The 14,705-nt window shown below is 70.5% G+C and carries 8 protein-coding genes; 2 read left to right on the top strand and 6 right to left on the bottom strand.

Annotation, left to right across the window (positions count from 1 at the left end; all coding sequences use genetic code 11):
• Positions 1-77 precede the first annotated feature (77 nt).
• Complete coding sequence (gene mgtE / locus Q673_RS27195; RefSeq protein ID WP_023005856.1) at positions 78-1,430, top strand: magnesium transporter; 1,353 nt, start codon at positions 78-80, stop codon at positions 1,428-1,430.
• A 69-nt stretch (positions 1,431-1,499) separates the two neighbouring features.
• Here mgtE and Q673_RS27190 read toward each other — a convergent pair whose 3' ends face one another.
• The 4 genes from Q673_RS27190 to Q673_RS27175 all read right to left on the bottom strand — a co-directional run bounded on the left by Q673_RS27190 (position 1,500) and on the right by Q673_RS27175 (position 9,168).
• On the bottom strand, positions 1,500-6,341 hold the full coding sequence (locus Q673_RS27190; protein ID WP_023005855.1) for an NAD-glutamate dehydrogenase: 4,842 nt from the start codon (positions 6,339-6,341) through the stop codon (positions 1,500-1,502).
• A gap of 167 nt (positions 6,342-6,508) precedes the next feature.
• Positions 6,509-7,615: a tRNA (uridine(54)-C5)-methyltransferase TrmA gene (gene trmA / locus Q673_RS27185; RefSeq protein WP_023005854.1), complete on the bottom strand. Its 1,107-nt coding sequence runs from the start codon at positions 7,613-7,615 to the stop codon at positions 6,509-6,511.
• A gap of 64 nt (positions 7,616-7,679) precedes the next feature.
• Entirely contained in the window at positions 7,680-8,459 is a 780-nt protein-coding gene (murI, locus tag Q673_RS27180) for a glutamate racemase (protein WP_023005853.1), read from the bottom strand.
• A 169-nt stretch (positions 8,460-8,628) separates the two neighbouring features.
• Positions 8,629-9,168, bottom strand: coding sequence for a hemerythrin domain-containing protein (locus Q673_RS27175; protein ID WP_031218092.1), 540 nt, complete (start codon positions 9,166-9,168; stop codon positions 8,629-8,631).
• Positions 9,169-9,334: 166 nt separating this feature from the next.
• Here Q673_RS27175 and Q673_RS27170 point away from each other — a divergent pair, with 166 nt between their 5' ends.
• On the top strand, positions 9,335-10,675 hold the full coding sequence (locus Q673_RS27170; protein WP_023005851.1) for a replication-associated recombination protein A: 1,341 nt from the start codon (positions 9,335-9,337) through the stop codon (positions 10,673-10,675).
• Positions 10,676-10,771: 96 nt separating this feature from the next.
• Here the strand turns inward: Q673_RS27170 and lolA are convergent, their stop codons facing one another.
• Together lolA and Q673_RS27160 are read right to left on the bottom strand one after the other, a co-directional pair.
• Positions 10,772-11,401, bottom strand: coding sequence for an outer membrane lipoprotein chaperone LolA (lolA, locus tag Q673_RS27165; protein WP_023005850.1), 630 nt, complete (start codon positions 11,399-11,401; stop codon positions 10,772-10,774).
• Positions 11,402-11,535: 134 nt separating this feature from the next.
• Positions 11,536-14,631, bottom strand: coding sequence for a DNA translocase FtsK (locus Q673_RS27160; protein WP_023005849.1), 3,096 nt, complete (start codon positions 14,629-14,631; stop codon positions 11,536-11,538).
• Positions 14,632-14,705 lie beyond the last annotated feature (74 nt).

Below are 14,705 nucleotides of genomic sequence, written 5' to 3'. Positions count from 1 at the left end.
GGGGGGTTTTGTGATCTACTAGGGGACAGAGACGACGGAGGGTGCCGCGGCACCGACATACCACCAGGGAGAACCGCATGGCCGATACCACCGAAACCCTCGAGGACCGCCTCTCGCGCATCCACCGCGCGCTGGGCGACGGCCGGCTCGACGCCGTGGATGCGGTGCTGGCCGACCTGGAACCCGCCGAGATCGCGCTGCTGCTGGAATCGCTGCCGCCGATGGCGCGCATCCGGCTGTGGCAACGCGTGCCGGGCGAGGTCGACGGCGAGGTACTGCTGCACGTCCACGACGAGGTGCGCAGCACCCTGCTCGACGACATGGACCACGAGGAGATCGTGGCCGCCGCCACCGGCATGGACACCGCCGACCTGGCGGAGATCTTCGAGGACCTGCCCCAGCAGGTCGCCGAGGACATGCTACGCTCCATGGACGCCCTGCAGCGCGAACGCCTCGAGGAGACCCTCTCCTTCGAAGAGGACAGCGCCGGTCGCCTGATGCGCACCGACACCATCGCGGTGCGCAGTGACGTCAGCCTGGAGACGGTGTGCCGCTTCCTGCGCTGGAAGGCGCCGATCCCCGACAACACCCACCTGCTGATGGTGGTGGACCGTGACGGCCTCTTCCAGGGTACCCTGCCGATGGCACGGCTGATCAGCCACCCGCCGGAGATGGCGGTGGCCGACCTGATGGACCACGAGGTGGACAGCATCCGGGTGGACATGAAGTCCCGCGACGTCGCCACCCTGTTCCAGACCCACGACCTGGTCTCCGCCCCGGTGGTGGACGAGTCGGGCCTGCTGCTGGGGCACATCATGATCGACGACATCGTCGACGTGATCCGCGAGGACTCCGAGCAGGCGCTGATGAACATGGCCGGCCTCGACGAGGAGGAGGACCTGTTCGCCCCGGTGCTGCCCAGCGCCCGACGGCGCTCCGTGTGGCTGGGCATCAACCTGCTCACCGCCTTCCTCGCCGCCTGGGTGATCGGCCGCTTCGAAGACGCCCTGGAGCAGATCGTCGCCCTGGCGGTGCTGATGCCCATCGTCGCCAGCATGGGGGGCATCGCCGGCAGCCAGACCCTGACCCTGGCGATCCGCGGCCTGGCGCTGGGCCAGATCAGCAGCACCAACAGCAGCTGGCTGCTGCGCAAGGAGGTCGGCATCGCCATCCTCAATGGCGTGCTCTGGGCGCTGGTGGTGGCGGTGCTGGCGCTGCTGTGGTTCAAGAGCGTGGCGATCGGCGCGATCATCGCCGCCGCACTGGTGATCAACATGCTGGCAGCGGGGCTAGCCGGCATCGCCGTGCCGCTGGTGCTCAAGCGCCTGGGCATCGACCCGGCGCTGTCGGGGTCGGTGATCCTCACCACCGTCACCGACGTGGTGGGCTTCATGGCCTTCCTGGGGCTGGCGACCCTCTTCCTGCTCTGATTGCCCTTCCCCGCAACGACGAACCCCGCCGGATGGCGGGGTTCGTCGTTTCCGGGTGAGCGCCGCGGATCAGGGGTCGCGGCTGCTCTCGGCGAAGTCCACCAGCTCGCGGACCACCACGGCGAACAGCGGGAAGCCGCCCTGGCCACCGCTGCCCACCTGCTCGAGCAGGCGGCACCAGCGCGCGTGCATGGCGTCGTGACGCTCGAGCCAGGCGGCGACCCGCTCGGCAGGCGCCTCGGGCCCCTCCGCCATCTGCAGCACGCTGACGGTCAGCGCCAGCTGCTGGCGGTCGATGTCGTCGCGGAAGGTCTCCCGCGCCTGGGCCTGCCAGCTGTCGCGCACCTTGAGCTCGGTGATCTGGCGAATCATCCACGGCAGCTCGAGGCGGTGGCCCACCTCGTAGAAGACCTCGGCCACCCGCTCGGGAGGCACCTCGGTCTGGCGCGCCGCCTGGATGATGCCGAGCCCGGCGTAGAGGCTGCCGGTGGCGGCCACGCTGGCGGCCAGCGCCTCGGGCACCCCGGCCTGGACCAGCTCGTCGCGACGGGCCTCCCAGGCCTCGCGCTCCTCGCCGCTCAAGCGCTCGCCGATGCTCTCCTGAAGGGTCGCCAGGCGCGGCGCGAAGTAGTCGATGCACTGGGCGGTATCGCCGCCGGCGCGACCGCGCAGGAACCAGCGCGTGGCGCGACGGATCAGGCGCATCAGGTCGAGCATCATGGCGTACTGCACGGCGCTTGGCACCCGATTGTCCAGTGCCTCGATCTGCTCCCAGCTCTCGCCCAGGCGGAACACCTCCCGGGCGATGACGTAGGCCCGGGCGATCTCGGCCCGGCCGGCACCGGTGGAGTCGATCAGGCGACGCACGAAGACGATGCCCATGTGGTCGACCAGGTCGCAGGCCACCTGGGTGGCGACGATCTCGCGCTTGAGACGGTGCTCGTACATCTCGTCGCGATAGCGCTCCACCAGCACCCGTGGGAAGATGCGCTCGACATGGCGCACGATGACCGGGTCGTCGGGCACGTCGGAGGCGATCAGGTCGCCCTTGAGCACGCTCTTGGCATAGGAGATCAGCACCGAGAGCTCGGGCAGAAGCATGCCCTGCTGGTTGGCGGCCCGCTCCTGGAGCACCTCGTCGTCGGGCAGGAACTCCAGCCCCCGGTCGAGCTGCCCGGCGGCCTCCAGCTCGCTGATGAAGCGCCGGAAGGGGCCGACCCCCTCGCGGGACTGGAGCTCGGCCAGGTCCAGCGCCTGGGTCTGGCGGTAGTTGTCGCGCAGCACCAGCTCGGCGACCTCACCGGTCATGTCGGCGAGCAGCCGGTTGCGCTGCTTCTCGGTCATGTCGCCGCGGGCCACCACCTCGTCGAGCAGGATCTTGATGTTGACCTCATGGTCGGAGCAGTTGACCCCTCCGGCGTTGTCGATGAAGTCGGTGTTGATGCGCACGCCGCGAGCGGCGGCCTCCATGCGGCCACGCTGGGTGAAGCCGAGGTTGCCGCCCTCACCCACCACGCGGCAGTTGAGCTCGCGGCCGTCGATGCGCAGGGCGTCGTTGGCCTTGTCGCCCACCTGGGCGTCGCTCTCCTCGCTGCCCTTGACGTAGGTGCCGATGCCGCCGTTCCAGATCAGGTCCACCTCGGCGCGCAGCATGGCCTGGATCAGCTCGTTGGGGGAGAGCCTGTCCGCCTTGATGCCGAAGCGCTGTTTCATCTGGGCCGAGATCGGGATCGACTTGGCGCTGCGCTTGAACACCCCGCCCCCCTCGGAGATCAGCGCGGCATCGAAGTCCTCCCAGCTGGAGCGCGGCATCTCGAACAAGCGCTGGCGTTCGGCAAAGGTCGCCGCGGCGTCGGGGTCGGGATCAACGAAGATGTGCAGGTGGTTGAAGGCCCCCACCAGGCGGATGCGGTCGGAGAGCAGCATGCCGTTGCCGAAGACGTCGCCGCTCATGTCGCCGATGCCCACCACGGTGAACTCGTCCTGCTGGGTGTTCACGCCGAGGTTGCGGAAGTGGCGCTTGACCGACTCCCAGGCCCCCTTGGCGGTGATACCCATCTTCTTGTGGTCGTAGCCGTTGGCGCCCCCGGAGGCGAAGGCGTCGCCCAGCCAGTGGCCATACTCGGCGGAGATCTCGTTGGCGATATCGGAGAAGGTGGCGGTGCCCTTGTCCGCCGCCACCACCAGGTAGGGGTCATCCCCGTCGTGGCGCACCACCTCGCGCGGCGGCACCACCTCGCCCCCCTTGAGGTTGTCGGTCACGTCGAGCAGCGCGCGGATGAAGGTCTTGTAGCACTCGATCCCCTCGCGCTGATAAGCCTCGCGATCGCCCTCGGGCAGGCGCTTGCAGACGAAGCCCCCCTTGGCGCCCACCGGTACGATCACCGAGTTCTTGACCTGCTGGGCCTTGACCAGGCCCAGCACCTCGGTGCGGAAGTCCTCGTGGCGATCGGACCAGCGCAGGCCGCCGCGGGCCACCTTGCCGCCGCGCAGGTGGACCCCCTCGACCCGCGGCGAGCAGACGAAGATCTCGAAGGCCGGGCGTGGCTTGGGCATGCCGGTGACCTTCGACGGCTCCAGCTTGACGGCGATGTAGTCCTTGACCCCGCCGTCGGCGCGCCGCTGGTAGTAGTTGGTGCGCAGGGTGGCGCGGATCAGTTCCATGTAGCGGCGCAGCAGCTGGTCGTCGTTGAGGCTGGCGACATCATCCAGCAGGCGCTGAATACGCTCCACGCAGGCCGCCTCCTCGCCCTCGCCGGGGCGGTCGGCGGGGTCGAAGCGCAGCTCGAACAGGGTCACCAGCTCGCGGGTGATCTCCGGGTAGCTGGCCAGGGTGTTGGCCATGTAGTCCTGGGAGACGCCGAAGCGGATCTGCTTGAGGTAGCGGGCGTAGGCGCGCAGCATCGCCACCTCGCGCCAGTCGAGGTTGGCGCCGATGATCAGCCGGTTGAAGGCGTCGTTGTCCGCCTCCCCCGCCCAGATGCGCTGGAAGGCCTCGATGAAGGGCTCGCGCATCTCCTGGAGGTTCACCTCGACACTGGTGTGGTGCTCCAGGTCGAAGTCATGGATCCAGTAGACGGCATCGCTGGCTTCGATCTCGTAGGGACGCTCGCCGATCACCCGCAGGCCGAGGTTCTCCATCATCGGCAGCACGTCGGAGAGCGGGATCGGTGCATCGCGGTGGAACAGCTTGAGGTTGACCCCGCTGCCCTCCTCCTCCACCAGCCGGTAGAGCGACAGCGACAGCGGCGCGCCGTCGTCCAGCTCGCCGATGTGGTGCAGGTCGTAGACCGCGGTGCGGGCGCTGAAGTCGTCGCGGTAGCTGGCGGGGAAGGCCTCGCGGAAGCGAGCCATCAGGCGGTTGGCCTGCTCCTCGCCGAAGCCGTCGATACAGGCGCTGTGGAGGTCGTCGCGCCAGTTGCGCGCCAGCTTGGCGAGCTTGGCCTCGAGACGGCGCAGGTCGTACTCGGCGGGCTGCTCGCCCTTGAAGCGCAGGATGAACTGGATGCGCGCCAGCACCGACTCGGAGAGGTAGGTATTGAAGTCGCCGAAGGTGGCGTCGAGCTCCTCGCAGAGCATGTCCTGGATGCGCAGGCGCAGCTCGGTGGAGAAGACGTCGCGAGGCACGAAGGCCAGGCAGGAGTAGAAGCGGCCGGGGCGGTCCTCGCGCACGAAGAGGCGCACGCGGCGGCGCTCGCGGATGCTGAGGATGCCCAGCGCCGTCTCGGCGAGCTCGTGGGTGTCGATCTGGAAGAGGTCGTCACGCGGATAGACCTCGAGGATGTGCAGCAGGTGCTTGCCGTTGTGCCCCTTGGGGTTGAAGCCGGCGATATCCATCACCGTCTTGAGCTTGCGACGCAGGATCGGCACGTTGCGCGGCGACTCGTTGTAGACGGTGGCGGTGAAGAGCCCCAGGAAGCGGTGCACGCCGATCAGGTTGCCCTTGGCGTCGTAGCGGTCGATGGAGATGTAGTCGGGGTAGGTCGGACGATGCACCCGGGCGTGATGGGCGCTCTTGGTGAAGGTCAAAAGCTCCGGCACCAGCACGTAGTGGCCATCCTCAAGCCCCTGCTCGGTGCGGATGCGCTCGCGATAGCGCGGCTGGTCGAGGCGGAAGACCCCGAGCTCGCTGTCCTTGACCTTGTCGAGGCTCTCCTTGCCGTCCTTGTGGGTCGTCACCGTGTAGGCGTCGTAGCCCAGGAAGGTGAAGTTGTCGTGGAGCATCCATTCCAGGAAGGTGATCGCCTCGGCGTGGTCGTCGGGGTCGCTCTGGGGCGGGCAGCCGGCCCGCAGCTCGGCCAGGGCCTCCTCCACCTTGGCGCGCATGGGGTCGTAGTCGGCCACCGCGGTGCGCACGTCGACCAGCACCTCCTCGAGGCTCTGCTGCATCTCCTGTAGCACCTCGGCGTCGGAGTGGCGGTCGATCTCGATGACGATCAGCGACTCCCGCTGGGCCGGGGCGTCGGCCGCCTTGGGCGAGGCCACCCGCACCAGGCGATGGTCGCGGCCGCGCTCCGTGGCCAGCACGGCGTTGTGGATGGCATGGACGGTGAGGCCACGCCGGTTGAGCTCGATGCGCACCGAGTCGACCAGGAAGGGCATGTCCTCGTGGAGCACCGCCACGAAGGTGTGCGGCGACTGCCAGCCATGCTCCTCGAAGTCGGGGTTGAAGACCCGCACCTTGGGCTCGGCAGGGTCGAACTGCTGCAGGAAGTGCCACACCGAGAGGGTGGCGCCGTAGACGTCGTCGAGCCGCCGGTCCTCCAGGTCATCCAGCGGCACCTCGGCGTAGAAGTAGTCCGCGAAGGCGCCCACGGCCTCGGCCTTGGCAGCGTCCAGCCTGGTGCCGAGCCGCTCGTGAAGCTGCTTGAGCAGGTCCTGTCTGGCCTCGTCATTCGCAACGTGCTGCATCCATCACCTCGGTGTCCGACGGTCGCTCCTGCGACCGGTAGGGTTCGACACGGCGGCGCGGTGCGCCGCCCTGCCGCCAGCTTACGCGACTCCCGAAGCCCGCCCCAGCCACTTGACCTCTTGCTCATGGAGCATGCCGGGTGCGCATCGCCGCCGAGGTCGGGCGGCTAGTCGCGCCGCTCCAGCAGCACCCCGCACTCGCAGTGGTGGGTCCAGGGAAACTGGTCGAACAGGGCCAGGCGCGTGACCCGGTGGGTCTCGGTCAGGCGCTCCAGGTTGCTCGCCAATGTCTCCGGGTTGCATGAAATATAGACGATGCGTGCGTAGTCGCTGAGCTGGCGGCAGCTGGCGTCATCGAGACCGGCCCGCGGCGGGTCCACCAGCACGGTGCTGAAGGTGTAGTCGTCGAGGCGCCACTCGGCGACCCGGCGCCCGCCCTTCTCCCCCTTGAGGGCGGCGGCGAACTCCTCGGCGGACATGCGCCCCACGGTGGCGTTGTCGATGCCGTTGGCGGCCAGGTTCTCCCGGGCGCTTGCCACCGAGGTGCGCGAGATCTCGGTGGCCAGCACGCGGCGGAAGTTCTCCGCCAGGGCCACGGTGAAATTGCCGTTGCCGCAGTAGAGCTCCACCAGGTCACCCGCCTGGCTGCCCCGGGTCACGTCCCGGGCCCAGGCCAGCATCGAACGGCAGATCTCGGCGTTGGGCTGGGTGAAGCTGTTCTCGACCTGCTGGTAGACGAGTTCGCGCCCCTCCACCGCGAGGCGCTCCCAGACGTGGTCCCGCTCGAGCACACGGCGTTGCTTGCGGGCGCGGCCGATAATCATCACCCCCAGCGCCGCCTGGAGGTCGCGTGCCGCCGCCTCCCAGGCGTCGTCCAGCGGGCGGTGGTAGATCAGGGTGATCAGCGCCTCGCCGGAGAGGGTGGTGAGGAACTCCACCTGGAAGAGCTTGCGCCGCAGCACCGGCTCGTCGCGGATGGCATCGAGCAACGCCGGCATCAGCGCATTGATCCGCCGGCTGGCGACGGGATAGTCATCCAGGCGGACCACCTCCTTGCGCCTGGGGTCCTCGGGGTCCACCTCGAACATCGCATAGAAGAGGTCGTCGCCCTCGTGCCAGACACGGAACTCGCAGCGCTGGCGGTAGTGGCTGGGGGGCGAGGGATAGACCTCGAGCTCGGGCACGTCGAAGCGCGCGAAGTCGCGGCGGATGCGCTCGGCCTTGGCCTCGAGCTGCTGGTCATAGCGGGCGGGGTCGACGACGGGAATGGCCAAGGAGCCTCCTGAGGGAATCGATGATGGGTGAATCGAGAGGAGCAGTCGGGGATGGCAGCCGGGCTCAGTCGATGACGAGCCGACGCGGGGCGGCGAAACCGAAGCGTGCCAGGGCGGCGGCCAGCGCCGGGTCCGGGGCGGTGGCAAGGCTCGGCCCGGGCCCCGCGGCGAGGGTGACCCCGGCGGCCACCTGGGCGGTGCGCCGGGCGATGGCGTCGCTGGAGTCGACCCAGGCCACCGCCCGCGGCGCCGCCGCGGCCAGGGCGTCGCGCAGCAGCGGGAAGTGGGTGCAGCCGAGCACCACGGTGTCCAGTTCGGGATCGTCCCAGAGCGGCGACAGGGCGGCCTCGATCACGCCGGGATCGGGCGGCTCCCCGGCGAGGCGGCGCTCCGCCTCGCGCACCAGCGCATCGGCGGCCACCCGCCGTACCACGCAGTCGGCGGCGTAGGTCTCGATCAGGTGCTGCGTGTAGGGACGCGACACCGTGGCGCTGGTGGCCAGCAGGCCGATATGACGGCTACGGCTGGCGGCCGCGGCCGGCTTGATGGCTGGCACCGTGCCCACCACCGGGATCCGCAGCCGCTCACGCAGGGCATCCAGAGCCAGGGTGCTGGCGGTGTTGCAGGCCACCACCAGCGCCACGCAGCCGCTGGCGGCCACCGCCGCCTCGCACACCGCCAGAATGCGGCGCACCAGCCAGGCATCCTCGCGCAGGCCGTAGGGCAGCATGGCGTTGTCGCAGACATAGGCGAGGGCGGCGCCGGGCAGGCGCCGGCGCAGCGCGGCCACCACCGAGAGGCCGCCCACCCCGGAGTCGAACACCAGCACCGGCCCCAGGGTCATCGCGCCACCTCCACGCCGCCGTGGCAGCGGCACGGCGCGACGGCGGCGCCGCGCCACGGCTGGCGGGCGGCGGATGACGGGCAAGGACGGGGTGGCGTGGGACTCGGCATGGGGCGCATTCTACCCCAGCCGCGGGGAGGCTGGCAGCCCGGGCATCAGACCCCGGGCATCAGACCGGGACCGGCGCCTCCTTCAGCTCGGCGTAGAGCTCCGGATAGGCCTGCTGGAGCCGTTCGAGCCTGGCGGCGGCATCGTCCGGCAGCGCCTCGGCCAGGCGCTCCAGGGCCTTGTCGTCGAAGTGCTCTCGGATCATCGGGAAGAGCTTCTCGCGTTCGTCGCGCAGGTAGGCGAGGTGGGCGTCGAGGTAGGCCTTGAGGTCGTCGGAGAAGCGATCCATGGGCACCACGGCGTCCATCAGGATCATGTCGAGGTCGTTGGAGAGCCGGGCGAGGCGGGAATTGAGCTTGCGGTAGTCCTCGGCCAGCTGCTCGGTGACCTCACGCCCCCCTTCCACCTTCTCGAGCTGTTCGCTGAACAGCCGCTCCAGCGGGTGGGTGAAGCCGTCCATGTAGTCGAGGATGTAGTCGACCACCTCACGCATCAGCTGGAAGTTGGGTCGCTCGCCGGTCGCCAGGGTCTTCTGCTTGAGCTGCAGAACGTGCAACATGCGCGCCATATTGGCATGATCCTGACGCAGCTGGGTCAGCATGGGCATGTCGGGCCCTCCTGTATGGGACATGGGAGAAGGCACTCTCCATTGGATGCGCCATCACGGACAGGGTTCGGCGCACGGCCGGCTCGGCCACGCACCGCTCCCCCACTCTAGCACCCCGGCCGGCCGCCTGCCGCTTCCGGATCAACGCAAGGAGTCGCCCATGGACCTCTTCTCCCGCGACCGCGACGAGGATGCGCCCCTGGCCTGGCGCATGCGCCCGCGACGCCTCGACGACTACGTCGGCCAGCAGGCCCTGGTGGGGCCCGGCAAGCCGCTGCGCCGCATGGTCGAGGGCGGCGCGGTGCGCTCCATGATCCTGTGGGGGCCGCCGGGCACCGGCAAGACCACCCTCGCCGAGATCCTGGCCGCCGAGTCCGGCGCCCACCTCGAGCACCTCTCGGCGGTGATGGCCGGCGTCAAGGAGATCCGCGCCGCGGTGGAGCGTGCCCGCGCCCTGCAGGCCCAGGGCCGCTCGACCCTGCTGTTCCTCGACGAGATCCATCGCCTCAACAAGAGCCAGCAGGATGCCCTGCTTCCCCACGTGGAGTCGGGCCTGCTGACGCTGATCGGCGCCACCACCGAGAACCCCTCCTTCGAGGTCAACTCGGCGCTGCTCTCCCGGGCCAGGGTGCACGTGCTGACCGCGCTCTCCGAGGCGGAGCTGGTGGAGGTGCTGGAGCGCGCCCTGCAGGATGCGGAGCACGGGCTAGGCCGGCGCGGGATCCGGGTGGAGGACGAGGTCCTGGCGATCCTGGCCCGGGCCGCCGCCGGCGACGCACGCCGGGCCCTGGGGCTGCTGGAGAGCGCCTGCGACTTCGCTGAGCCGGACCCCGAGGGGGGCGAGCGGCTGCCGCGCCAGGCGCTGGAGGCGGTGCTGGGCCACCAGGCCAGCGCCTTCGACAAGCAGGGCGACCACTACTACGACCTGCTCTCGGCGATCCACAAGTCGGTGCGCTCCTCGCGCCCCGACGCCGCCCTGCTCTATATCGCCCGCTTCCTCCAGGGGGGCGGCGACCCGCTGGACGTCATCCGCCGACTGACCGCCATCGCCTCGGAGGACGTGGGCAACGCCGACCCGCGAGCCCTGCCGCTGGCGATGGCGGCCTGGGACGCCTACCTGCGCCTGGGCGACTACGAGGGGCAGCGCGCCATCGCCCACGCCGCCATCCACCTGGCGGTGGCGCCCAAGAGCAACGCCATCGACCAGGCCTGGAAGCGCGCCAAGGCGTGCGTGGCCGCCCAGCCCCGCCTGGAGGTGCCGACCTACCTGCGCAACGCCCCGACCAGGCTGATGGAGAGCCTGGGCCATGGCGAGGGCTACCGCTACGCCCACCACGAGCCCCACGGCTACCCCGCCGGCAGCGCCCACGACTGCTGGCCGGAGGCGGTGCCCCGGGAGCGCTTCTACCGCCCCACCGAGCTCGGCCAGGAGAAGCGCTACGCCCAGCTGATGGCCTGGCGGGCGCAGCTCGATGCCGAGGCGGACGAAGGCGGCGCGTGATGCCAAGAGGTGAGGCAGCCTCATCCCAGACAAAAGGAGCAAGCCAAGGGGGTTCCTTGAAGCTTGCTCCTTGTGCCTTGCCGCTGGCCGAAGGCCTCAGTAGGTGTCGCGGATCACGTCGGTGCCCTCCGGCACCTCGAGGGTGAAGCGCGCGTCGTCGATCGCGGCGTTCATCTCGACCGCGCTGAAGGCGATGGCGGTACGCTGGCCAGTGCTGTCCAGCATCTCGAGCCCGCGCAGCCGCTCGCCGCGGAAGGTCATGGTCAGGGTCTCGAAGAGGGTATCGGCGTCCTTCGGCTGCAGGGTGAAGCGCTCGGCGCTGCCCTGCTGGCTGCGACTGACCTCGAAGCTCGCCACCAGCTCGTCGGCGCTGCCGGAGAGCAGCAGCGCCGGGGTGTGGGTCACCCGCTGGTCCAGGGCCTGCACGGTGGCCTGCTCCAGGTCCGGGTCGTAGAGGGTGACCTCCTCGCCGTCGGAGACCACCAGCTGCCGGTAGGGGGCGTCCACCTCCCAGCGGAACTTGCCGGGGCGCGACAGCCACATGGTGCCCCGCGCCTCCTGCAGGCGGTCGCCGCCGGCATCGAGGATCTGCTGCTCGAAGTCGGCCTGGTAGGTCTCGAGCGGCTCCAGCAGCCGGATCAGGCGCTCAGCGCCTTCGCTGGCCAGCGCCGAGAGCGGCATGGCGAGGCCCAGGGCGAGGGCGGCAAGGGTCGTCTTCACTGTCATCTCTGTCTCCCAGAAGGGGGTCGGTCGTCCTGACCCTCGGACCGCGGCACCGCCGGCGGGTTGCGGAGCGGCCGGCGGGTTCACGGTGGTTGCATGGTCACGGCCCCGCCGTCGCCGCAAGGCGACAGTGGCGGTCACTCGCCTACCGGGGGCGGCGCGAGCACCTCGCGGGCCCCGTTGGTGCCCATGGTGGAGACCACGCCGGCCATCTCCATCGCCTCCACCAGGCGTGCGGCACGGTTGTAGCCGATCTTGAAGCGGCGCTGCACCGCCGAGATGGAGGCGCGGCGCGACTCGGTGACATAGGCCACCGCCTCGTCGTAGAGGGCGTCCTGCTCGGCGTCATCATCGCCGCCGCCCTCGCCCTCCAGGCCGGTCAGCGCCTCGGCGGAGACGCCGCCGGAGAGGATCTCCTCGATGTACTCCGGCTCGCCGCGGCGCTTCCAGTCCTCCACCACGCGGTGAACCTCGTCATCGTCGACGAAGGCACCATGCACCCGGGTCGGCATGCCGGAGCCCGCCGGCAGGTAGAGCATGTCGCCGTGGCCCAGCAGGTTCTCGGCGCCGCCCTGGTCGAGGATGGTGCGCGAGTCGACCCGCGAGGAGACCTGGAAGGCCATGCGGGTGGGCACGTTGGCCTTGATCAGGCCAGTGACCACGTCCACCGAGGGGCGCTGGGTGGCGAGGATCAGGTGGATGCCGGCGGCCCGCGCCTTCTGAGCCAGGCGGGCGATCAGCTCCTCCACCTTCTTGCCGACGATCATGAACATGTCGGCGAACTCGTCGATCACCACCACGATGTAGGGCAGCTTCTCGAGCACCGGCGGCGTCTGGTGCATCTCCCAGGGCTGCGGCTCCCACAGCGGGTCGGCCACCTGGGCGCCGGCCTGCTCGGCCTCGTCGAGCTTGGCGTTGAAGCCGGCGATGTTGCGCACGCCCATGGCCGCCATCAGCTTGTAGCGGCGCTCCATCTCGGCCACGCACCAGCGCAGGGCGTTGGCGGCCTCCTTCATGTCGGTGACCACCGGCGCCAGCAGGTGCGGGATGCCGTCGTAGACGGAGAGCTCCAGCATCTTGGGGTCGACCATGATCAGCCTGAGCTCCTCGGGGGTCGCCTTGAGCAGCATGGAGATCAGCATGGCGTTGACTCCCACCGACTTGCCCGAGCCGGTGGTACCCGCCACCAGCAAGTGGGGCATCTTGCCGAGGTTGGCCACCACCGGGCCGCCGCCGATGTCCTGGCCCAGGGCCAGGGTCAGGGCGGAGTCGGCCTGCTGGTAGCGGTCGGAGTCGATCACCTCGCGCAGGCGGATCATCGCCCGGTGGGGGTTGGGGATCTCGATGCCTACCGTGGGCCGCCCCGGGATCACCTCCACCACCCGCACGCTCTTGACCATCAGCGAGCGTGCCAGGTCCTTGGCCAGGTTGCTGATCTTGGAGACCTTCACGCCGGCGGCGGGCTTGATCTCGAAGCGGGTGATCACCGGCCCCGGCCAGGTCTCCACCACCTCGGCCTTGACCCCGTACTCGCGCAGGCGCACCTCCAGCAGCTCCGCCATCTCGGCCAGCTGCTCGCCGGAGAAGTTCTGCTTCTGGGGCGAGGGCGGCGTCAGCAGGCGCAGGCTGGGCAGGGTGCCGTCGGGCTCGGGCAGCTCATCCAGCACCGGGCGCTGGTTCTGGAGGTGCTCCACGGTCCACAGCCGCATGCCCTCCTCCTCGGCGGCCTCCCGGGCCTGCTCGGCACCGGCCAGGCGCGGAGTGTCATCATCCTCCTCCTCACCCGGGGCCTGCTCGGGTTCCGGCGGCTGGAGCGCCGCGGGGGGCAGGCCCGCCGATGCCGTCTCGCGAGACGTCGGCGGCCGGACCGGTTCGGGCGCTTCCGCCTCCTCGGCCACCGCCGGCTCGTCCCAGCTCAGGCGCGGTTCGTCGTCATCGGTGCCGTCGCCGTCGACCCACTGGCTCTCGGTCAGGGCCGGCTCGCGGCGTGTCGCCTCTCGGGAGGGGGATGGCGCCGGGCTCGGCGCCGGACGCGAGGGCGCGGCCCGCTCCGTCAGGCGGTGAGTATCGGCCGTCTCGTCGTCACGCGCGCTCAGCACGGGGGCATCGCGGGGTGGCACGGGGTCGTCGTCATCGGGCAGCACCGGCTCCGGCACGCTCTCGGGCGCGCGCCGCGGGGTCACCGGGCCTGGCGTCGCGGGGGCATCCTGCGAGGCGCCCGTCGCCCCGGCGGTACCGCGGGAGGGCTCACCCGCGGCACGGGGGGTGGCGGAAGCGGCCTCGGCGGGGCCGGGCTCACGCCGCGCGGCCGCGGCATGCTCGGCGTAGGCCGCACCCGGCTGCTTGGCCGAGGGGGTGCGCTCGGGCACCTCCCAGGGGATGGCGGTGTCGCCATCATCGCCGAAGCCCGGCTCGCGGCGGCCCTCGCCGACCGCCTCGGGCTCGCGGGAGGCGGCGGGCCGTCCCGGCACCAGGCGCCGCCACCAGGCGGGCCGTGACGATGCCGGTGGCCCCTCGTCGGACGCTTCGGGTGCGGCAGGCGTCTCTTCCGGGGCCGGCGCCTCGTCGCGGGTAAAGGCGAAGCGTCGGGCGACCCCGCCCCACAGCCGGATCGCGCCGCGCCCCAGCTCGTCCATCACGCTCAGCCAGGAGATGCCGGTGAACAGCGGGACGCCGCACAGCAGGGCCGCCGAGGCCAGGAGCCCGGTGCCGCCCACGCCCACCATGGGCAGCAGGGCCCCCACCAGGCCCTCGCCGAGGATGCCGCCGGTGGAGTAGGGCAAGGGGCCCTCGGGCCGGTAGAAGTGCAGCGCCCCCAGGGTGGTGGTGCCCAGCAGCAGCAGGATCAGGCCACCGCCGCGTACCGCCAGCAGGGTGGCGTCCCAGGTCAGGCTCACCTGCCGGGAGCGCAGCAGCCGCCAGGCGGCGAAGCCCAGCATGCCGGGCCACCACAGGGCGCTGACGCCGAACAGCGAGTAGAGCACGTCGGCGAGCCAGGCCCCCACCGGGCCCATCCAGTTGGCCACCTGGGTCTCGGGGCCGCTGCGCGACCAGCCGGGATCGCTGCCGGCGTAGCTGAACAGCGCCAGCAGCAGGAAGACACAGGCCGCCAGCAGCACGATCGCCACCCCCTCGCGCGCCGCTCCCTGCAGCTTCACCCCGAAGCGTTTCGCCGATTCCGTGGCGCTGGTCGCGCGCGAACGACGCGACACGGTCTGCTTGTCGACACTCAACTGGTCATCCCCCTTGCGCCACGCCTGGCGCCTTGCGAATGCGTGGCGCCAATCATACCGAGCGCGGCCGCCGC

The organism is Halomonas sp. PBN3 (genome assembly GCF_000475415.1).
Lineage (GTDB): Bacteria > Pseudomonadota > Gammaproteobacteria > Pseudomonadales > Halomonadaceae > Halomonas > Halomonas shengliensis.
This window is presented reverse-complemented; position numbering and strand designations above follow the sequence as displayed.

What these genes read in the sequence shown, in the direction of transcription:
- murI (WP_023005853.1), bottom strand. Translation starts at nt 8,459, where the DNA reads ATGACCCTGGGGCCGGTGCTGGTGTTCGACTCCGGGGTGGGCGGCCTC.
- Q673_RS27190 (WP_023005855.1), bottom strand. Translation starts at nt 6,341, where the DNA reads ATGCAGCACGTTGCGAATGACGAGGCCAGACAGGACCTGCTCAAGCAG.
- mgtE (WP_023005856.1), top strand. Translation starts at nt 78, where the DNA reads ATGGCCGATACCACCGAAACCCTCGAGGACCGCCTCTCGCGCATCCAC.
- Q673_RS27175 (WP_031218092.1), bottom strand. Translation starts at nt 9,168, where the DNA reads ATGCTGACCCAGCTGCGTCAGGATCATGCCAATATGGCGCGCATGTTG.
- lolA (WP_023005850.1), bottom strand. Translation starts at nt 11,401, where the DNA reads ATGACAGTGAAGACGACCCTTGCCGCCCTCGCCCTGGGCCTCGCCATG.
- Q673_RS27170 (WP_023005851.1), top strand. Translation starts at nt 9,335, where the DNA reads ATGGACCTCTTCTCCCGCGACCGCGACGAGGATGCGCCCCTGGCCTGG.